Annotated in this window: 18 protein-coding genes; 11 read left to right on the forward strand and 7 right to left on the reverse strand. The window is 36.6% G+C overall.

The features are described 5' to 3' along the window. Nucleotides 1-88 precede the first annotated feature (88 nt). The 3 genes from nadA to CRT24_RS21110 are packed head-to-tail and all read left to right on the forward strand — an operon-like array spanning nucleotide 89 to nucleotide 2,902. Entirely contained in the window at nucleotides 89-1,087 is a 999-nt protein-coding gene (gene nadA / locus CRT24_RS00105) for a quinolinate synthase NadA (protein ID WP_099369230.1), read from the forward strand. Nucleotides 1,088-1,094: 7 nt separating this feature from the next. Beyond that, the gene (gene thiL, locus CRT24_RS00110; RefSeq protein ID WP_099369495.1) at nucleotides 1,095-2,144 is read left to right on the forward strand and encodes a thiamine-phosphate kinase; all 1,050 of its coding nucleotides are present in this window, start codon (nucleotides 1,095-1,097) and stop codon (nucleotides 2,142-2,144) included. A gap of 20 nt (nucleotides 2,145-2,164) precedes the next feature. Then, nucleotides 2,165-2,902: a LuxR C-terminal-related transcriptional regulator gene (locus CRT24_RS21110; protein ID WP_099369231.1), complete on the forward strand. Its 738-nt coding sequence runs from the start codon at nucleotides 2,165-2,167 to the stop codon at nucleotides 2,900-2,902. Between the two features lie 25 nt (nucleotides 2,903-2,927). On the opposite strand, the gene CRT24_RS00120 is transcribed toward CRT24_RS21110, so the two are convergent. Next, the gene (locus tag CRT24_RS00120; protein ID WP_099369232.1) at nucleotides 2,928-4,535 is read right to left on the reverse strand and encodes an acyl-CoA carboxylase subunit beta; all 1,608 of its coding nucleotides are present in this window, start codon (nucleotides 4,533-4,535) and stop codon (nucleotides 2,928-2,930) included. A gap of 136 nt (nucleotides 4,536-4,671) precedes the next feature. Between CRT24_RS00120 and CRT24_RS00125 the strand changes: the two genes are divergently transcribed. The 3 genes from CRT24_RS00125 to CRT24_RS00135 are packed head-to-tail and all read left to right on the forward strand — an operon-like array spanning nucleotide 4,672 to nucleotide 7,403. Continuing rightward, a complete protein-coding gene (locus CRT24_RS00125; protein WP_099369233.1) occupies nucleotides 4,672-5,823 on the forward strand; it encodes an acyl-CoA dehydrogenase family protein in 1,152 nt (383 codons plus the stop codon). Next, entirely contained in the window at nucleotides 5,813-6,667 is an 855-nt protein-coding gene (locus CRT24_RS00130) for a hydroxymethylglutaryl-CoA lyase (protein WP_099369234.1), read from the forward strand. The genes CRT24_RS00125 and CRT24_RS00130 overlap by 11 nt, the downstream gene beginning before the upstream one ends. Continuing rightward, the gene (locus CRT24_RS00135; RefSeq protein ID WP_099369235.1) at nucleotides 6,657-7,403 is read left to right on the forward strand and encodes an enoyl-CoA hydratase/isomerase family protein; all 747 of its coding nucleotides are present in this window, start codon (nucleotides 6,657-6,659) and stop codon (nucleotides 7,401-7,403) included. The genes CRT24_RS00130 and CRT24_RS00135 overlap by 11 nt, the downstream gene beginning before the upstream one ends. On the opposite strand, the gene CRT24_RS00140 is transcribed toward CRT24_RS00135, so the two are convergent. Further along, nucleotides 7,400-8,152 carry a ScpA family protein gene (locus CRT24_RS00140; RefSeq protein ID WP_099369236.1) on the reverse strand — a complete coding sequence of 251 codons (753 nt, stop codon included), beginning with the start codon at nucleotides 8,150-8,152 and terminating at the stop codon, nucleotides 7,400-7,402. The two genes, CRT24_RS00135 and CRT24_RS00140, sit on opposite strands and share 4 nt — an antisense overlap. Nucleotides 8,153-8,301: 149 nt before the next feature. Here CRT24_RS00140 and dxs point away from each other — a divergent pair, with 149 nt between their 5' ends. Continuing rightward, complete coding sequence (dxs, locus tag CRT24_RS00145; RefSeq protein ID WP_099369237.1) at nucleotides 8,302-10,230, forward strand: 1-deoxy-D-xylulose-5-phosphate synthase; 1,929 nt, start codon at nucleotides 8,302-8,304, stop codon at nucleotides 10,228-10,230. Nucleotides 10,231-10,583: 353 nt separating this feature from the next. Beyond that, nucleotides 10,584-12,011 (forward strand): chromosomal replication initiator protein DnaA, encoded by a 1,428-nt coding sequence (dnaA, locus tag CRT24_RS00150; RefSeq protein WP_099369238.1) that lies wholly within the window; start codon nucleotides 10,584-10,586, stop codon nucleotides 12,009-12,011. A gap of 687 nt (nucleotides 12,012-12,698) precedes the next feature. On the opposite strand, the gene CRT24_RS00160 is transcribed toward dnaA, so the two are convergent. From CRT24_RS00160 to CRT24_RS00180, 5 genes are all read right to left on the reverse strand, one after another. Then, a complete protein-coding gene (locus tag CRT24_RS00160; RefSeq protein WP_144034470.1) occupies nucleotides 12,699-13,061 on the reverse strand; it encodes a hypothetical protein in 363 nt (120 codons plus the stop codon). A gap of 341 nt (nucleotides 13,062-13,402) precedes the next feature. Next, complete coding sequence (gene lpxK, locus CRT24_RS00165; RefSeq protein ID WP_099369241.1) at nucleotides 13,403-14,428, reverse strand: tetraacyldisaccharide 4'-kinase; 1,026 nt, start codon at nucleotides 14,426-14,428, stop codon at nucleotides 13,403-13,405. 2 nt (nucleotides 14,429-14,430) lie between these two features. Continuing rightward, nucleotides 14,431-14,883, reverse strand: coding sequence for a gliding motility lipoprotein GldH (locus CRT24_RS00170; RefSeq protein ID WP_099369242.1), 453 nt, complete (start codon nucleotides 14,881-14,883; stop codon nucleotides 14,431-14,433). Between the two features lie 11 nt (nucleotides 14,884-14,894). Beyond that, nucleotides 14,895-16,184 carry a regulatory iron-sulfur-containing complex subunit RicT gene (locus CRT24_RS00175; RefSeq protein WP_099369243.1) on the reverse strand — a complete coding sequence of 430 codons (1,290 nt, stop codon included), beginning with the start codon at nucleotides 16,182-16,184 and terminating at the stop codon, nucleotides 14,895-14,897. Nucleotides 16,185-16,284: 100 nt separating this feature from the next. Continuing rightward, nucleotides 16,285-17,427 (reverse strand): hypothetical protein, encoded by a 1,143-nt coding sequence (locus CRT24_RS00180; RefSeq protein ID WP_099369244.1) that lies wholly within the window; start codon nucleotides 17,425-17,427, stop codon nucleotides 16,285-16,287. Nucleotides 17,428-17,557: 130 nt separating this feature from the next. Here CRT24_RS00180 and dnaN point away from each other — a divergent pair, with 130 nt between their 5' ends. The 3 genes from dnaN (at nucleotide 17,558) to CRT24_RS00195 (ending at nucleotide 20,102) form a co-directional block, all read left to right on the forward strand. Beyond that, a complete protein-coding gene (gene dnaN, locus CRT24_RS00185; RefSeq protein ID WP_099369245.1) occupies nucleotides 17,558-18,679 on the forward strand; it encodes a DNA polymerase III subunit beta in 1,122 nt (373 codons plus the stop codon). 12 nt (nucleotides 18,680-18,691) lie between these two features. After that, a complete protein-coding gene (locus CRT24_RS00190; RefSeq protein ID WP_099369246.1) occupies nucleotides 18,692-19,348 on the forward strand; it encodes a DedA family protein in 657 nt (218 codons plus the stop codon). Between the two features lie 103 nt (nucleotides 19,349-19,451). Then, nucleotides 19,452-20,102: a DedA family protein gene (locus tag CRT24_RS00195; RefSeq protein WP_099369247.1), complete on the forward strand. Its 651-nt coding sequence runs from the start codon at nucleotides 19,452-19,454 to the stop codon at nucleotides 20,100-20,102. The last annotated feature ends 3 nt before the right edge of the window (nucleotides 20,103-20,105 follow it).

Here is a 20,105-nt window from a genome sequence, read left to right on the forward strand (position 1 = left end):
AAAGGAATGTGGATTTCGTTTCGTTTTCTTTCTTTACTTTTGTGATGTTAGGTAGTCAAAGAGAAAGTAATCAACTTAGAAAAACCAAATGAATACAACATTTGAAACAGACTTAGTGGCTAAGGGATATATTGATGTTGCAATAGATCCAAGCTTAGATTTGGTAAAAGAAATTGAAAGACTTAAGAAGGAGAAAAATGCAGTTATATTGGCTCATTACTATCAAGAGTCTGAAATTCAGGATATAGCAGATTATATTGGAGATAGTCTAGGTTTGTCCCAACAAGCAGCTAAAACAGATGCTGACGTAATCGTATTTGCTGGGGTACATTTCATGGCTGAAACTGCTAAGATATTATCTCCATCGAAAAAAGTTTTATTACCAGATTTAAAAGCAGGATGTTCATTATCAGATAGTTGTCCTCCACACCTTTTTGCTAAATTTAAAGAGAAGTACCCTGATCACTTGGTGATTACCTATGTCAATTGTACAGCTGAACTAAAAGCACTCTCAGATATTGTCTGTACTTCTTCAAATGCAGTTCAGATTGTGGAAAGCTTGCCTGAAGATCAAAAGATTATTTTTGGACCTGATCGTAACCTTGGCGATTATGTCAAGAAAAAGACAGGTAGAGATTTAGTACTTTGGAATGGCGCATGTATGGTCCATGAAATCTTTTCTCAAGAAAAAATCGATGCCTTGAGGGCAGAATATCCAAATGCTAAATTCATTGCTCATCCAGAATGTGAAGAGCATATCTTGGCACAAGCAGATTATATCGGTTCAACATCTGGTATGTTGAAATTTACAATTGAAGATCCAACAGACACCTTTATCGTAGCTACAGAATCTGGTATTTTACATCAAATGCAAAAAGCCAGCCCTTCAAAAACATTTATTCCAGCTCCTCCAAACAATTTATGTGCTTGCAATGATTGCCCACACATGAAATTGAATACATTGGAGAAACTTTACAATTGTTTGTACTACGAACAACCAGAAATTACACTTTCTGAAGATATTATCATTCGTGCGCAAAAACCTATCGAAAGAATGCTTGATATCTCAGCAAAACTAGGATTATAAGATGAGTATATTTGAAAATAGCGAAAGAACAAACTTAAATGAACTTGGTGAATTTGGTCTCATAAATCATCTGACCCAATCTGTCGTATTGACGCAAAAAAGCACCATCAAAGGAATTGGAGATGATGCAGCAGTATTGGATTTTTCCGGCAAAAAAACATTGATATCAACTGATTTATTGTTAGAAAATGTTCATTTCGACCTTCGCTATGTACCCCTAAAACATTTAGGATATAAAGCCATTCAAGTCAACTTGAGTGATATTTATGCGATGAATGGGATTGCCAGTCAAGTGACTATTTCAATTGGCTTATCTTCAAAATTTCCGCTTGAAGCAGTTGAGGAAATTTATGAAGGCGCCTTACTTGCTTGCCAAAATTATAATGTAGATCTAATTGGTGGTGATACGAGCACTTCAACTCAAGGACTTGTTATTTCTGTTACAAGCATAGGATATGCTGATAATGAAAATATAGCCTATCGATCTGCTGCCAAAGAAGGGGATTTAATCTGTGTTTCAGGAGATTTAGGTGGTGCATACTTAGGTCTTCAGTTATTGGAAAGAGAGAAACAGATCTTCCTTGAAAACCCTAATATTCAACCTGACTTAGAAGGTAAGGACTATATCATTGAGCGTCAATTGAAACCTGAAGCGCGTAAAGATATTGTTGAATTATTAGCTTCAATGGACATTAAGCCACACGCTATGATTGATGTATCTGATGGCCTGGCTTCTGAGATCCTGCATATCTGTAGAGAATCCAATGTCGGTTGTAAACTTTACGAAGAAAAAATTCCTATCGATCCCATGACTTATGAAACTGCTCGTGAGTTTGGGTTGGACCCAACTGTCTGTGCGTTAAGCGGTGGTGAAGATTATGAATTGTTGTTCACCGTTCCGCAAAATGATTACGAAAAGTTGAAAAATAACATGGAAATTAGTATTATTGGACATATTACCGAACCATCTGCTGGATGTTTGTTGGTTTCCAAATCTGGAAATGTACACGAACTTAAAGCTCAAGGTTGGAATGCTTTTAAAAGCGGAACCGAATAATTAACCAATAATAGTATGTTTTGGAATGGAATGAGTTTTTAAAAACAGCTCATGAGCTTACCAATAGGCTCAGTGTGGCTAATAGTAGGGAATTTAATGATCATTTAGATTTAAAACTCGATCTTTATTACTTTATTTACGATTGTATAAATCCTCAAATAATCACTTGTTCCGATGGTATTTCCAATGTGTTGGGATATAATCCTATAGACTTTACTTTAGAAAAATTTTTCGATCTAATACATCCCGATGATAAGGATATTTTTATGAAACATGAGCATCTAGCGCTAGATTTCTGCCTGTCATTGGAAATTGAAAAACAAAAAGACTATAAAATTATCCATGATTTCAGAATGAGAAAATCAGATGGATACTACCTTAGGATAATGCAACAAACAGCTGCTTACGAAATTTCTGAAAGTGCTGTTTTAAAAACCATAATTCAGCATATGGACATTACGAATATTAAAGCTTCTCCTGTCCCTGAATTACATTTTATTGGTAGAAATGGTCATCCATCTTACTATAATATTGAAACTAAGGCTGATATTGTAAAAAGATCAACCCTTAAGTTCACTAAAAGAGAATTGGAGATATTGAATTTATTGGATCAAGCAAATACCAGCGAAGAAATAGCAAACAAACTTTTTATCAGTATCCATACCGTTAGGACACACCGAAAGAATTTGTTACATAAAACTGGTTGTGAAAATACAATTGATCTGTTGAAGATTGTGAAAACACTTAAATTATTATAAAAAAAGGCTTTATAAAAGCCTTTTTTTATGTCTGAATAACTCCAACATTGTATCTTCCGATATCCGTATTGTGGGATGCAGCTTCAATACCCATAGAAATTATTTTCCTGGTCTCCGCCGGATCGATAACACCGTCGACCCATAAACGGGACGCAGCATAGTAAGGACTCAATTGTTCATTATACTGCTCTTCAATTTCTTTGAGCAATTTTGATTTTTCCTCCTCACCCAGTGTTACATTTTTTGATTTCAACGTTGCTTCTTGAATCTGAAGCAATGTTTTTCCAGCTGAAGCACCGCTCATTACCGCAATTTTAGCTGTTGGCCAAGCGTAGATCAATCTAGGGTCATAGGCCTTCCCGCACATCGCATAATTACCTGCACCATAACTGTTTCCAACCATAAAAGTGAATTTTGGAACCACGGAGTTAGCCATCGCATTGACCATTTTTGCACCATCCTTAATGATGCCGCCGTGTTCCGCCCTAGATCCAACCATAAAACCCGTAATATCCTGAAAAAATACCATTGGTATTTTCTGCTGGTTACAATTCATAATGAAACGTGCTGCCTTATCTGCTGAATCTGAATAGATAACACCACCCATCTGCATTTCTGTTGAATTGCCAGGTTTCTTAGCTTTGACAACCTCACGCTGATTAGCTACTATACCAACCGCCCATCCATCAACTCGTGCCAATGCGCAAATCAAGGTTTTGCCATAATCTTTTTTATACTCCTCCAATGAATCCTTATCCACGATACATTTCAGGATTTCAACCATATTATATGGCTTTAATCTATCTTCCGGAAGATAATCATAAAGTTTGTCCATTGGATATTCCGGTGATTGAGCTTCTATCCTGGAATAATCATAGGTAGGCTCTGAACCGAATTTGTCTACAATATTCTTGATAGCATCTAAACAGCTCTCATCATTCGGGAATTTATTGTCTGTTACTCCAGATATTTCACAGTGTGTATCTGCTCCACCTAAGGTTTCATTATCAATATTTTCCCCTATAGACGATTTTACTAGATATGAACCTGCTAAGAATACAGAACCCGTACCTTCAACGATCAAAGCATAATCTGACATAATGGGAAGGTAGGCACCACCCGCTACACATGAACCCATAATAGCTGAAATCTGAGGGATACCCATGGAAGATATCTTAGCATTGTTTCTGAATATTCGACCAAAGTGCTCTTTATCAGGAAATATCTCAGCTTGCATCGGTAGATAAACTCCTGCAGAATCAACTAAATATATAATTGGAATATGATTTTCCATGGCTATTTCTTGAGCTCTCAGGTTTTTCTTACAGGTCATTGGAAACCAAGCTCCAGCTTTTACAGTTGCATCGTTTGATACAATGACACATAACCTTCCCTTTACATAACCCAACACCACGACTACTCCTGCATTGGGGCAACCACCATGTTCTTTATACTGACCATCTGCCGCAAATACACCAACCTCAGTGAAATCCCTATCGTCATCTAACAGGTATAAAACCCGCTCCCAAGCCGATAGTTTACCTTTTTCATGTTGTTTTTGGATTTTGTCCAATCCGCCACCAAGCAATAATTTTTCTCTTTTCTTTTGGAGTTCGTCTAATTGGCCTCGCATAGCTTTATTGAAATAATGTAATTTATAAGTGGTGTTAATATTAAATATTTATAAATATCATAAAATATAATTTGTTTTTTATAATATTTGTAAAAAATAATTATAACCCAAATATAAACTTAATTAAAATAATATTATGCATAACGTAGGTTCTAAAGAACAATTGACCTTAGTTAAGGAAAGCGCACGAAACTTCGCCAATACTTATATTAAGCCCCACGTCATGAAATGGGATGAGTCCCAAACTTTCCCGATTGAACTTTTCAAAAATTTGGGCGATCATGGATTTATGGGGATTCTTGTCCCTGAAGAATATGGCGGTTCAGGGTTGAATTACCAAGAATACATTACCATTTTAGATGAAATATCTAAAGTTTGTGGATCCATAGGACTTTCTGTTGCTGCCCACAACTCCCTATGTACAAATCATATTTTAAGTTTTGCAAATGAAGAGCAAAAAAGAAGATACCTCCCGAAATTAGCTAAAGCAGAGTGGATCGGTGCTTGGGGATTAACAGAACCAGGTTCAGGATCGGATGCTGGTGGAATGAATACAACAGCCGTTCAAGATGGTGATTATTTTATATTGAATGGTGACAAAACATTTATTACTCATGCAATATCTGGAGATGTGGCGGTAGTGATGGCGAGAACTGGTGAAAAAGGCGATAAAAAAGGTATTTCTGCATTTATTGTGGAAAAAGGAATGGAAGGATTTACTGCAGGTGCTAAAATGGATAAACTCGGAATGCGTGCATCTGAAACAGGATCTTTATTCTTTGATAACTGTAGAATCCACAAAGATCAATTGATAGGTGAAATCGGAGACGGATTTGTTCAAGCGTTGAAATTATTGGATGGTGGTAGAATTTCTATTGCTGCTCTTTCATTAGGTATTGCTAGAGGTGCTTATGAATGTGCTCTGAAATATGCAAACGAACGTGAACAATTTCAAACGAAAATTTTTGATTTCCAAGCGGTTGGTTTTAATTTAGCAGATATGGCGACCAAGATCAATGCATCTGAATTATTGATCCGTCAAGCAGGAGATTTAAAAGACAATGGTTTAAAAGTAACTAAAGAAGGAGCAATGGCTAAGTTGTTTGCATCAGAAACAGCGGTGGAAGTGTCAAACGAAGCTGTACAAATTCTCGGTGGTTATGGTTTTACCAAAGATTTTCCTGCAGAAAAATACTTTAGAGATGCTAAATTATGTACCATTGGTGAAGGAACAAGCTCAATTCAAAGAATGGTAATAGCTAGAGAAATTAAAAAAGATGTACAATAACAATAATGTAAGCTTGGTAGATTGCCCCAGAGATGCTATTCAGGGAATAAAAAACCAGATACCTACACAAAAAAAGATTGCCTATATCAATCAATTGATCGAAAGTAAATTGTTTGATTGTATAGATTTTGGAAGTTTTGTATCCCCAAAAGCTGTTCCGCAACTTAGTGATACGGTTGAAGTAATCAATGGATTGGAAAAGAATGACCAAGTGAAGTTGTTGGCGATTATTGCAAACATAAGAGGTGCCGAAATTGGATCTCAAATCGATAAAATAGATTATTTAGGGTATCCATTTTCTATCTCAGAAACATTTCAAAAAAACAATACCAATGCTAATATTGCTCAAGCATTTGAAACTGTAAAAGAAATGGTGGATATTATAAACAAAGGTAATCAAGAGCTCGTAGTTTATATTTCTATGGCGTTTGGTAATCCTTACGGAGATCATTGGGATATGGATTTAGTATCCCAATGGGTTTCCAATTTGAAAAATATCGGTGTTAAGAATTTCTCGATTGCTGATACAACATCTGAAGCCACTCCTGAATCTATTCATGACCTTTTTCATAAATTGACAAAGGAACATGAGGATATTCCTTTTAGCGTACATCTACATTCACCTGTTGAAAGTGCTTTACTAAAAATTGATGCAGCATATGCTGCTGGGTGTAGGAGGTTTGAAGGAGCAATTTTAGGCTATGGTGGATGTCCTTTTGCAAAAGATGAATTGGTCGGAAATATACCATCAGAATTGCTGGTTGACCGTTTTGGCAAAGGAAGTTTCGAAGACGTTTCTAAATTGATGCAAGGATTTCAAAATTTGATCAACAATGAACTATAATTTCATAAAAACTGAGATAAAAGATCATGTATTTACTCTGACATTAGACAGGGAGGCTAAACGCAATGCTTTTACGCCTACAACTGTTAATGAAATTGCGCATGCTCTAAAGCAAGCAAATGACAATGATGATATCCATGTTTTGGTGTTGAAAGCAAATGGACCTGTATTCTGTGCCGGAATGGATCTAAAGACTTTTCAAAATAAGGAATTGGATACTCCCAATCCAGAAATTAAAAATCAAGATATTTCATTAGGTGAGGTATTCGATAATTTCAACAAACCTTCTATTGCGGTTGTACAAGGAGATGTAATAGCGGGTGGATTTTTATATATCTTGGGCTGTACCTTTGTTTTTGCCAAGAATGACCTAAATTTTAGGCTTCCAGAAATAGCATTAGGTATTTTTCCGTTTCAAGTGATGGCCGGACTCAGAAGAATAATGCCTGAAAAGAAAGTACTACAGCTATGTTTAGATCCCAATCCATTTAATACCGAAAAAGCAATCGAATTGGGATTGGTTGATGGTTACCTTGAACAAATGGATTTGGAAACTTTCGTGGGTTCTTTTGCGGAAAAAAGTGGTTTTGCAATGAAAGCAGGAATAGAAGCATTAAAGGCAATCCGTGATATAGAAAGCTCAAAGCAATATGATTTGTTGTTACAGGCTTTGGATAAACTGAAAGATAGAGAAGAAGTGAAAAAATCTATGGACGAAAAGCTCAATAAAAACTAAGAAACTTTCTTTTCAATCCAGAAATTATTGAATCCCAAACCAATTTCAATGTCTAATAATTTCTGTTGTAACATTTCCAGCATAGCCAAGAAATTATAGACAAATTGAACTTTGTTTTCAGAATTCTTTGCCAATTGCGAAAAATCCAAGGATTTATTGATTTCAATTAATTCGGCAATTGCTTTCTTTTGTTGTTCTATGCTGTAAGGATATTTTACAACGGTATGTGTGACATCTTGAACTCTATGGGAATAGTTATACATCACTCTTTCATATACCAACATCAGTTTATACAGGTCGAATGTAGAAAGTTCCTCTTCTAGAGTTTGGGCTTTAGCTTCACGGGCAATTTTAAGATCTTGATCTGTATTTCCTCTTTCATAATACTTCCCTCTCCTATCCTCCAATACTTTCAGCTCTTCACAAACTTCCTTAAACTGCTTATAGAGCATAAGTTTTTGGACAAGTTCCTTTTTAAGGTCGATTTCATTTTCATTCTCGTCCAGTTCAGGCCTTGGCAACAGCATTTTGGCCTTGATACGCATCAATGTTGAAGCTACGAAAATAAATTCTGAAGCCAATTCAATGTTTAGGGCCTGCATATGTTGGATATAGGCCAGGAAATCATCCGTTATTTTTGAAATGGGAATATCGTGGATATTGAGCTCATCACGTTCGATAAAGAACAATAATAAGTCAAAAGGACCCTGAAATTGAGCTAATTTTATTTCGTAGTTCGTAGCTTCCATAGAATATGCCAAAAATAAGGATTTGGTCCAATAAATGGTGATATTGTTTTGAATAAAGCAAAACAATGCTACCTATTAAATTGTATATATATTCTATAGTTAAAAGAATAAATTGTTACTTTGTATCTTATTTTGAAAAATTTTCATTTATGCAGGTAGAAGCAGGACCGCTATTACAACAGATTCAATTTCCATCTGACCTTCGCAATCTGAAGGAGTCAGAACTTGAGGAAGTTTGTAAGGAGCTAAGACAGTTTATCATCGATATCGTGTCTGTAAATGGCGGACATTTTGCAGCTAGTTTAGGCGTTGTTGAATTGACCGTAGCGTTGCATTATGCATTGAATACACCCTATGATCAGGTGATTTTTGATGTAGGGCATCAAGCTTATGGACATAAGATATTGACGGGAAGAAGGGATGATTTTCACACCAATCGTATTATTGGTGGTATTTCTGGTTTTCCTAAACGCAGTGAAAGTGAATATGATGCATTTGGTGTTGGACACTCCTCAACATCCATCTCTGCAGCTCTCGGTATGGCCGTAGCATCAGCTTACAAAGGTGAAACCGATAGACAACATGTTGCCATTATTGGAGATGGTGCCTTGACCGGCGGAATGGCGTTTGAAGCCCTAAACCACGCTGGTATAGAAAAATCAAACCTATTGGTTATTCTAAATGACAACTGTATGTCCATTGACCCAAATGTGGGTGCAATGAAAGAATATTTAACAAGCATTACAACTTCAAAAAGCTATAATAGATTCAGAGATGATTTGGTTTCTGTATTGGAAAAGATCTCTAAAAAGGGTCCTAATGCATACGGCTGGGCAAAAAAACTTGAACAGAGCATTAAAGGTACTCTTTTAAAGAACTCTAATCTATTTGAATCTTTAAACTTCAGATATTTTGGACCTGTTGATGGTCATGATGTCAATAAACTTGTAAAGACAATTGAGGACCTGAAACATATCAATGGTCCAAAGCTTTTGCATGTGGTTACTGTAAAAGGTAAAGGCTATGCGCTGGCAGAAAAAGATCAAACAAAATGGCATGCTCCAGGCTTGTTTGATAAAATAACGGGAGAAATCAAGAAATCTATCTCTGAAAAGCCACAACCTCCAAAATACCAAGATGTATTTGGACACAGTTTGGTGGAACTTGCAGAACAGAATAAAGATATCATGGGTATTACCCCAGCAATGCCTAGTGGTTCATCGATGAATATCATGATGAAAGCTATGCCTGATAGGGCGTTTGATGTAGGTATTGCCGAACAACATGCTGTTACATTCAGTGCAGGCTTGGCAGCACAAGGCTTGGTGCCTTTTTGTAATATCTATTCTTCTTTTATGCAGAGAGCATACGACCAGGTCATCCATGATGTAGCCCTTCAGAAGCTCAATGTAGTATTTTGTTTGGATAGAGCAGGTTTGGTAGGTGCAGATGGACCAACACATCATGGAGCGTATGATATCGCATTTATGCGATGTGTGCCTAACATGATCGTTTCATCGCCAATGAACGAAGAAGAGCTGAGAAACTTAATGTATACCGCACAATTACCTGATAAGGGACCATTTACAATCCGTTACCCTCGTGGTAATGGGGTAATGCCTGACTGGAAACTTCCATTCAAAGAAATTCAAATCGGTAAAGGAAGGAAAATCTGTGACGGAGAAGAAATTGCTATATTAACATTCGGACATATCGGGAACGAAGCAAGCAAAGCTATTCTTAAATTAAGAGAAGATGGTATACATCCTGCTCATTATGATTTAAGGTTTGCTAAGCCTTTGGACGAAGAGATGTTACATGAAGTGTTTAGAAAATACAACAAAGTTATAACTGTTGAAGACGGCTGTTTACCTGGAGGTATCGGTTCAGCAGTATTAGAATTTATGGCTGACCATAATTATGATGCTCATGTGGTACGTTTGGGAATTCCTGATGGTATAGTTGAGCATGGTGAGCAAGCTGAGTTATGGCATATCTGTGGATATGATGCTACAGGTATTGAGGATCAGGTTCGTAAATTAACTAAAGGTATAAAAACTGAAACTTTGGTAGGATAATTGCTTATCAATAATCGGTAATCCTAAGACTTTTAATTGTCTACCTAAGGAAGCCAACAGGCTTCCTTTTTTTATTAAAAGTTTTCCACATTAATTTCCTAAAGCTTAATTTTTGCTTTAAAAAAGCTTTAAAAATCTTATGTAAATTATATGTGTTAATAAAATAATTTTGGGCTAATAAAATGGACAAAATATGCTAAAAATTACAATTAAAATATTGTTTATTAGATACTTGTCTTTTTTTTACCTTTTTAATTTTTTAGCTCAATTTTTTTTGTCATATTCGTTGTAGGCAAAAGTTATGAACAGAATTTTTGTCAATTATTGGTTTTCAAGTTATTAACAAATTTAGAATGGAAAAAACGTGTACAAGTGTTTGGGAAAGTTGTCTTGCAGTCATAAAAGATAACATACCAACGCAAAGTTTTAAAACATGGTTCGAGCCCGTTAAAGCTGTACGTCTTGAAGGAAACGTTTTAACTATTCAAGTACCTAGTTTGTTTTTCTATGAGTGGCTAGAAGAACATTATGTAGGTATTCTCAGAAAAACAGTTAAAAAATTCTTGGGCGAGCAAGGTCGTTTGGAGTACAACATCGTTGTAGAAAAATCATCTGCAAACCCACCTTACACCACCAACATTCCATCAAATGGAAATGGTGCTGAAGGAAAGAAACAATCTATTCCTGTTCCTGTTGCATTGAATAAGAACATCAAGAATCCTTTCGTGATTCCGGGCTTAAAGAAACTGCAAGTTGATCCTCAATTAAATCAAAATTATACTTTCGACAACTTCATTGAAGGAGAATGTAACCGTTTGGCTCGTTCGGCTGGATATGCTGTCGCAAATAAACCCGGAGGAACTTCTTTCAACCCTTTAATGGTCTATGGAGATGTTGGATTGGGGAAAACCCACCTTGCTCAAGCAATTGGTAATGAAATCAAACGTAATCTACCAGATAAGTTGGTAATCTACGTGTCATGTGAAAAGTTCTGTCAACAGTTTGTTGATTCCCTTAAGAACAATACCATCAATGATTTCGTGAATTTTTACCAAGCGATGGATGTTATCATCATGGATGATGTTCACAATTTTGCGGGTAAAGAAAAAACACAGGATATTTTCTTCCACATTTTTAATCACTTACACCAAACTGGTAAACAAATCATCTTGACATCTGATAAAGCGCCAAAAGATCTTTCTGGTCTCGAAGAAAGGCTGTTGAGCCGCTTTAAATGGGGATTATCTGCAGATATTCAAGTGCCTGACTTGGAAACAAGAATGGCTATCCTCAAGAAAAAGATGTATTCAGATGGTATTGAACTCCCAGAGAATGTAGTGGAATACGTGGCGAATCAGATTGACAACAGTGTCAGAGAATTAGAAGGTGCTATGGTTTCTTTATTGGCTCAATCTACTCTTAACAAAAGAGAAATTGACCTGAATTTAGCAAAGTCAATGTTGAAAAACTTTGTGAAGAATACACATAAAGAAATATCAATGGAGTACATTCAAAAATTAGTATGTGAATACTTTGAGGTACCAGTTGAAATGGTTAAATCGAAAGTTCGTAAACGTGAAATCGTACAAGCAAGACAGATTTCAATGTATTTGGCAAAAAATCACACCAAATCATCCCTGAAATCAATCGGTAATTTCTTTGGCGGTCGCGACCACTCTACCGTAATATATGCTTGCCAAACAGTAGAAGACCTTATCGAAACGGATAAGAAATTCAAAACCTATGTGCAAGACATACAAAAGAAATTAAAAGCGTCTTAAAAACAACAAAACATTGTAAAGAAAAGAAATTTAAAAGCTTGGGAGAATATCCCAAGCTTTTTTTTTTGTTGAAACGCAAGTCAACCCTATGCTCAGACCTGCGCGTAAGACTTGCGTTAGCAAATCCTAAAGATGGCTGGTGTCCTCACCGACTACTGACAAGACATTTCACGCTATATCGCCCCAGCGGGGCGAAACTATTATAGAAATGGTTAATACAACGGCAATAAACCCTGTAGGTGTAACTATTATAGCGCCTAAATAGTTTCCCGAGCTAAAGCTCGGGAATGACAGAATCCTTTTTTTTAAAAAGGGCGATTTTTGGGGGAATGTTGTTGCGGCCAGCCGCAACAACATTCCCCCAAAAATCGCCCTAAAGCTCTCAACATGGCTTTCAATCTTTAGCCCGCTCATTTTCAGTGGCGGAAGAATGGAAAAATGCCGCGGCCATTGTGCGTGGGGATTGCCCTTGGATGCTTTCAAGCAATTATCTCCTCAAAAGAGATAATTGATTAGAACGGCATCCTCGGCAATAAGGCATTTTTTCCATGAGCGTTGGCCCCGCGCGACAAGCCACCTTAAATGAGCGAGCGTTTTGGTTACTTTTGCGCCTCAAAAGTAACGAAAAAAGGGACTGCACCTCGTGCAATCCCTTTTCTTATTTATGAAACATGAATATTAGTTAGCTTATTGTACTTGTGGTTCAGGCATCTTTTTAGTTGCGCGTTCTTCCACGATTTTAATGTACAATGGTTTTTGTTCATCTGTCAAAATTTCACTTACTTTTTTGTCTAAGTCAGCATTTAAAGCCTCAATTTGTTGAACTTGAGCCTCTGCTGCAACAGTAGTATCTGATTTTAAAGCATGTTTTGATTTTTTATGCTCTAAGACAACTGTATAGATAGCTGTTTGTTGTTCTGGTGTTAGTTGCAACTTCTCAGTCCATTCGGTAACTGTTGCTTTTGCTTTTTCTTCAGGATTTACTTCCTGTGCGAATGTTAGACTTAACGAAAATAATACTGCGGATACTGCTAAAAATAACTTTTTCATGATTTTAATTTTTTTGTTTAACACTTTTATTATTTACTCCGTTTCTGTACAATAAATAACAGCCCTTTCGTATGGTTTATTGTGTAATTGTATCATGTTTGTTACTTTTTAACATTTCTTAACAAGTTAAGGAATTCAACTAAGGGTGATTTTATTATTCAAATAGTGGCTTAACATAGGGTTTAAGCAAGATTTCAGTTAAATTATATTTATTTTAGTTGAATAGAAAAAAAATATATATCTGTTACAACAATACTTGGGAATAGAGAGTACAAGAATTTTCGATGGAGCATTTATAGCCTCACGCTCATTATATAATAACCTTGATTTTTAGAATTAATTTATCTTAATATAGAAGTTTCTAATTCTTGGAAAAATTGATCTTCGTCTTCTATTATTATATCGATAGGAATATAATATATGGGAATACCTTCCAGTCTATTTAATAAAAGTCTTTGAGCATCCTTTTCGGTAGTCAATAGAATACAATCTCCGTCTGCGTTTAATTTCTCAAACCTGGCATTGATTACCTTATAATCAAATTCATCAAAGTTGTGGTGGTCAGGAAACTTGAGATGCTCCTTTTTTACAGCATTTATCCTTAAGTATTCCGCTAAAGGTTGCGGATTCGCAATACCCGTTACCAACAAAACGTTTTTTGGGAGACCTTTGATTCCTGTGGCAATTTCAGATATAGGAATCAATTCTTTATAACCAATTTTGCTGTAATAAATATTAGTCGTTTTGTTGTATGATCTTATTTTGGACTCAATTTTATTCTTTTCCATGGCCGGAATTTCATCCGGACATTTAGTGATGAGAACAATATCTGCTCTTTTGGTTTGATTAAAAGTATCTCTATAATTACCAGTAGGTAATAAAAAGATCGGATTGAGAATGGAACTGTATTCAAAAAGGAGAATAGAACATTTTGGAGTTACCTTACGGTGTTGAAAAGCATCATCCAATATTATTAAATCATGATCTTTTTGTAGGATTTCTATACCTTCGGTTCTATTTTCATCAACGGCAATAGTAATATTTGGGAAGTTCTTTTTTAACTGTAAAGGTTCATCACCAACATTTTCAACACTGTCTTCTACTTCCACCAATCTAAAGCCTTTGGTTTTTCTGCCATACCCTCTGCTTAAGGTAGCGACACGGTATTTGTTGCTAAAGTATTGGATGAGTTTTTGGGTCAACGGACTTTTGCCAGCACCTCCAACAGCCAAATTTCCAACCACAATAGTCTTAACAGGAAAAGTTCGTGAAGGGAAGAAGTTTAGGTCATAGAGCTTGTTTCTAACCCATATAATAAGGGTATAGAGGATGGTAAAAGGAAATAGTAACCATCGAAGCCATTGCATAATTATCTCTTTATAATCTTGATACCAACATCGTTTATTCCCCTTAATGGGTTCTCACGCATAGACTGACCAACAGAAAAAACATATTTTCCCGTATCTGGAAAGGTGAAATTCTCTCTTAAAAGAACCGTTTGCCCATATAGGTTTCCGGCAGAGTTTCCCAACCATCTACCGTCGGATTCAGCCAATTTGATCTCCGAACGGATTATACTGTCTTGAAGCTGTTTCTGTTCTATATAAAAGGAGAAGTTCGAATAAGGATAATAGGCGGTATGTCGAATATTAAAGAACAGATCGAATCGATCCTCTTTATTTTCCACCTCGACTTGGAATTGAGGTTTAAAACTGCTATCCCACAGTTGTTTGGGGATAGCAGAATTTCTTTCATAGAAGGGCCCTTCCTGACAGGAGGTCAGCAAAAGCGTAACAATAGCTATAAATACATATTTGCGCATTGGATTAATAATTAACCCTCAGAGTTATTGTCTTTGTTTCTATTATTATTGTTGTTGTTTCTTCTATTTCTGTTCTGAGGTCTTCTTCTATTTTGATTAGAGTCGTTCCCATTTTCAGCTTTTCCTTGATTTTCTCTAGGCTTGTTCTGATTTTGACCGTTATTCGGGTTCTTGTTTTCAGGCTTTGGCCTTTGAGGTTTGTTCTCAGCGTTTTGACCTTGTGCATTTTGAGCATTCTCAGGCTTACGTTTCGGTTTACGCTTTTTCTTCTTTTTGTTTCGCTCATCAAGACGAGTTAAGCTGTCCTGTCCTACCACATTTTCGTAATCTGGATTAGGAACATTTACAACCTCTTCTTTTTCAGGAACGATTAATTCCTGAGGCTTCTTGCCCTGTGAGTTCAATTCTGCAAATTCCTTAACTTGATCTACTGTCAATGGAATCCAAGACTCTGCATGTGGGTATGAAAACCACATTGTTTTCTTGAAAATATCCGTTTTCTGCAAATAAGCAACACCTGAATGTGTTTCAATACGGTCAATATTGTTTGGAATATCTTTTAGAGCATCCATATAGCTGTCTAACTCATAGTTCAGACAACATTTTAATTTTCCGCATTGTCCCGCTAATTTCAATGTGTTCAAGGACAGATTCTGATATCTTGCAGCTGAAGTTGAAACCGTTTTAAAATCCGTTAACCAAGTTGAACAACACAGTTCACGGCCACATGAGCCGATACCACCAAGTCTGCTGGCTTCTTGGCGCATCCCGATCTGTCTCATTTCGATACGGATACGGAAGGCCTCAGCCATTCTTTTGATCAATTCACGGAAATCCACACGGCCCTCAGCCGTATAATAGAAAGTCGCTTTCGTCTTGTCTCCTTGATAATCAACATCAGAAATCTTCATGGACAAACCCAGTTCGAGCGCTAGATTACGCGCTCTATGCATGGTTTCCCATTCCAGATCTTTGGCTAAATTATACTTGGCAACATCGTTCTCATTCGCCTTTCTATATACTTTCTTTACAACGTCGTCAGGTTTAACGTTGTTCTTTTTCAATTGAAGCCTTACCAATTCACCTGTCAGTGAAACATGGCCAATGTCATATCCGCCTGTATTAGGCTCAACAACAACCATCTCTCCCATTTCAAGGTAAATATTGTCCGTATTTACAAAAAACTCCTTTCTAGAGCCTTTAAAACGAACTTCAACAATATCAAAAGGTTTATAGTTAGATGGTAAGTCCATATCGACTAACCAATCGTAAACATCCAATTTATTACATCCGCTGGTCATGCACGTACCATTGTTATTGCAACCTGCTGGTACTGTGCCTAGTGATTTACTTCCGCAACCACCCCCGGATGAGCAACTGCCACATCCCATATTTGTTTAATTATATATATTGAGTCCCCTTAGGGAACGTATTGTATTTAAATAGTAAAACTAACTGCAAAGATAAATCTAAAAATAATATTTTAGGATTTGCATTTCTTTCAACAGAATAATGCGTTTTCTCAAGCATATCTATCGCAGTTTCCAACTTCTCCAAAGTCGTTATTTCGCTGAACTTTTGGACAAAATCCAATTCAGCATTCTTTAAAAAGACTAGTTCATGCAGCCCTTGGTTTAATAGCACAATCTGTCTTAAGACATTGATGCTATACATCAAGAACAATTTTTGGTTCTCCCGCCCCAATTTGCTGATCTCATCATCACAGATTTGAATAATATTCAAACCCGCATCCGTGACGATACATCTTAACCAGCGAATCAACAGATCGAAATTTTCATTTGATGCTTCCGCGATTTGATCAAGAGCAGTCTGAATATTGCCCTCAGCAATGAAGGAAATCTCATTTGCTCGATTTGCCTCAATGCCCTTTTCGTCAATCAGGTACTGCATCAGCTCTTCATGTGAATACTTATTCACCTTTACCAATTGCGTTCTTGAGATAATCGTATTTAAGATTTTATCCTGATTCTCCGCAACCAATAAAAAGAGGGTCTTTGCTGGCGGCTCCTCAATGAGTTTCAGCAATGCATTCCCTTGCGTATCCAAATATTCGGGCAGCCACATGATCAAAACCTTGTATTCCGCTTCAAAGGACTTTAGGCTTAACTTTTTGATGATATCATGTGCTTCAGCAATGTTGATGTTTGCTTGTTTGTTTTCTGCCTCCAATTGATTGCGCCAATGCCCTAAGCTCATATAGGGATTTTCTAAAAATGCCTTCCGCCAATCTTCAATAAAAGTCGTGGCAGTGTCATCTTTGTGCTTTGCAAAAAATGGGTATGAAAAATGAAGGTCAGGGTGGATCAATTTATCATATTTTATGCAGGATGGACAGGTGCCACAACTATCATTTTCCAAGCGTTGCTCACAATTGATAAATTGCGCATAAGCCAATGCCAAGGCTAAACTACCAGACCCCTCAGGACCTAAAAATAGTTGTGCGTGACTTACACGGTTTTCAGCAACCGTAGAAATTAGATGTTGTTTGAGCTCCTGATGCCCTACGATATTTTTAAATTGCATACCTAATCTTACAAATGTACAAATTTTAATGCAGTGCTTTTTAATGTTTATGTAAGCGAAGTCTAATTTGAATTGCAAAAAATCAGATTCTTTTCTGTATAATTGCAATAAAATCTATTAGCTAAAAGAAATGAGATTTATTGTATCAACATCTATATTACTGAAACAATTACAAGCTATTAGTGGCGCCTCTAGCTCCAGTACGGTGCTACCTATTCTAGAGAATTTTTTGTTTGAGATCAAAGACAACATCCTGACTATTTCAGCAACCGACTTGCAAACCAGTATGGTTACTACTTTGCAGATTGAAGCAAAAGAAGAAGGACGTGTGGCCATGCCATCAAAAATCTTGATCGAAACCCTAAAAACTCTCCCAGATCAACCTGTAGCATTCTCAGTAGATACTAAAACTCTAGCAATCGAGATTTCTGCCGGTGACGGTAAGTACAAACTTAGCGGTGAAAACGCCGATGATTTCCCGAAAATTCCTGTCGTAGAAAATATATCAACAGTAAATATTGCTGCTCCAATTCTCTTGGAAGCAATCAATAAAACAATCTTTGCAGTAAGCAACGATGAACTTCGACCAGCAATGTCTGGTGTGTATGTTCAATTGGCTGAGCAATCAACCACATTTGTCGCTACAGATGCACATAAGCTTGTACGTTATCGTAGAACTGATGTAAGCGCCGAAAAACCTACATCAATCATTCTACCTAAAAAAGCACTAACTCTTTTAAAATCCTCACTTCCATCAGATGATGTGAATGTGTCCATCGAATACAACAACACGAATGCTTTCTTCCAATTTGGTACCATTAACCTGATCTGTCGTTTGATCGATGAGCGTTATCCAGATTATGAAGCTGTTATTCCGCGCCTCAACCCGAACAAACTTACCGTAGACCGTTCTTTATTTTTGAACACCCTACGTCGTGTCGTAATCTTTGCAAACAAAACAACCCATCAGGTTCGTTTAAAGATTTCAGGAAGCGAATTGCATATCTCTGCTGAAGATCTGGACTTTTCAAATGAAGCACATGAAAGATTGAGCTGCCAATTTGAAGGGGAAGACATGGAAATCGGATTTAATGCTAAGTTCTTGGTTGAAATGCTTAATAACCTGAATTGTGAAGAAGTAGTTCTTGAAATGAGCACGCCTAATCGTGCAGGTTTATTAGTTCCAGCAGTAAAAGAAGACCATGAGGATATCTTAATGTTGGTAATGCCTGTAATGTTGAACAATATTTAATAGCATAGAACTTTGGATTTAATTTATTCCCTAATTGACTTTATCCTCCATATTGATGACCATTTGGTGGAAATCGTCAATAACTATCAGACTTGGACCTATTTGATCCTGTTTCTGATAATTTTTGCCGAAACAGGTCTTGTTGTGACACCATTTCTTCCTGGAGACTCTCTTTTATTTGCTGCAGGCGCTATTATAGCAAAACCTGAAACTAACCTGAACGTTTTTGTAATGTGGGGATTGTTAATGGTTGCGGGTATTCTAGGAGACATGGTCAACTACCATATCGGTAAATACATTGGTCCAAAAGCCTTCTCAGGAAAATATAAGTTCCTGAAAAAAGAATACCTTGAAAAAACAGAGAAATTCTACGAAAAATACGGTGGAAAGACCATTATCTATGCGCGCTTTGTCCCAATCGTTAGAACATTTGCCCCATTTGTAGCTGGTGTAGGATCCATGTCCTATGGTAAATTCGCCTCATACAATGTAATCGGTGCAATCCTGTGGGTAACCTCATTCTTATTTATTGGTTATTTCTTCGGTGGTCTGCCAATTATCAAAGACAACTTTACAATCGTAGTATTTGCAATTATATTCTTGTCAATACTCCCTCCAATCATAGAGATCGTAAAAGAAAAATTTTCAAAAAAGAAGGAAGCTGAGTAAGCTTCCTTTTTTTATTGCTTCTGGGTCCTGCGGAAAGGAATTGGAAAGTTAAATCGCACTACCTTGGTTCAATTGTTGCTTTATACGGATTGAATATATTATCATGGAATTTATATCTGCCTTAATCGATTTTATTCTTCATATCGACAAACATCTGATCGATATCACGCAAGAATATCAAACATGGACTTACTTGATTCTTTTCTTGATCATCTTTGCTGAAACGGGTCTTGTTGTAACCCCTTTTTTGCCGGGCGATTCTGTTTTGTTTGCCATGGGTGCTTTGATTGCAAAGCCGGAAACAAATTTGAACTTATGGATAAAGATGCTTTTATTGATTGCCGCAGCTATTATTGGTGATTTTGTAAACTACGAAATTGGTAAGCATTTTGGTCAACGTGTCTTTACCAAGGATTCCAAGATATTTAAACTTTCCTACCTTGAGAAAACACAGAACTTTTATGGCAAATACGGATTAAAAACCATTATTTATGCTCGTTTTGTTCCCATTGTAAGGACCTTTGCGCCATTTGTTGCAGGAATAGCCAAGATGCCTTACTCAAAATTTGGACTCTACAATATTGTTGGGGGCGTGTTATGGGTCAGCATGTTCCTTTTGGGCGGTTATTTTTTCGGACAGATCTCTTTTGTCAAAGAAAATTTCTCCATTGTCGTTCTTGCTATTATCGGTATTTCTCTCTTACCTCCTATTATTGAGGTGATTAAGGAGAAAACTTCAAAAAAATCGGTTTAAAAT

This window comes from Sphingobacterium sp. 1.A.5 (genome assembly GCF_002734235.1).
Classification (GTDB): Bacteria; Bacteroidota; Bacteroidia; order Sphingobacteriales; family Sphingobacteriaceae; genus Sphingobacterium; species Sphingobacterium daejeonense.

Bases quoted from the DNA above. Each gene is read 5' to 3' on its own strand.
- CRT24_RS00195 (WP_099369247.1), top strand. From the start codon at position 19,452: ATGGAATTTATATCTGCCTTAATCGATTTTATTCTTCATATCGACAAA.
- CRT24_RS00160 (WP_144034470.1), bottom strand. From the start codon at position 13,061: ATGAAAAAGTTATTTTTAGCAGTATCCGCAGTATTATTTTCGTTAAGT.
- CRT24_RS00135 (WP_099369235.1), top strand. From the start codon at position 6,657: ATGAACTATAATTTCATAAAAACTGAGATAAAAGATCATGTATTTACT.
- dnaA (WP_099369238.1), top strand. From the start codon at position 10,584: ATGGAAAAAACGTGTACAAGTGTTTGGGAAAGTTGTCTTGCAGTCATA.
- CRT24_RS00125 (WP_099369233.1), top strand. From the start codon at position 4,672: ATGCATAACGTAGGTTCTAAAGAACAATTGACCTTAGTTAAGGAAAGC.
- dxs (WP_099369237.1), top strand. From the start codon at position 8,302: ATGCAGGTAGAAGCAGGACCGCTATTACAACAGATTCAATTTCCATCT.
- dnaN (WP_099369245.1), top strand. From the start codon at position 17,558: ATGAGATTTATTGTATCAACATCTATATTACTGAAACAATTACAAGCT.
- CRT24_RS00120 (WP_099369232.1), bottom strand. From the start codon at position 4,535: ATGCGAGGCCAATTAGACGAACTCCAAAAGAAAAGAGAAAAATTATTG.
- CRT24_RS00170 (WP_099369242.1), bottom strand. From the start codon at position 14,883: ATGCGCAAATATGTATTTATAGCTATTGTTACGCTTTTGCTGACCTCC.
- CRT24_RS00130 (WP_099369234.1), top strand. From the start codon at position 5,813: ATGTACAATAACAATAATGTAAGCTTGGTAGATTGCCCCAGAGATGCT.
- CRT24_RS00180 (WP_099369244.1), bottom strand. From the start codon at position 17,427: ATGCAATTTAAAAATATCGTAGGGCATCAGGAGCTCAAACAACATCTA.
- CRT24_RS00175 (WP_099369243.1), bottom strand. From the start codon at position 16,184: ATGACCAGCGGATGTAATAAATTGGATGTTTACGATTGGTTAGTCGAT.
- nadA (WP_099369230.1), top strand. From the start codon at position 89: ATGAATACAACATTTGAAACAGACTTAGTGGCTAAGGGATATATTGAT.
- lpxK (WP_099369241.1), bottom strand. From the start codon at position 14,428: ATGCAATGGCTTCGATGGTTACTATTTCCTTTTACCATCCTCTATACC.
- CRT24_RS00140 (WP_099369236.1), bottom strand. From the start codon at position 8,152: ATGGAAGCTACGAACTACGAAATAAAATTAGCTCAATTTCAGGGTCCT.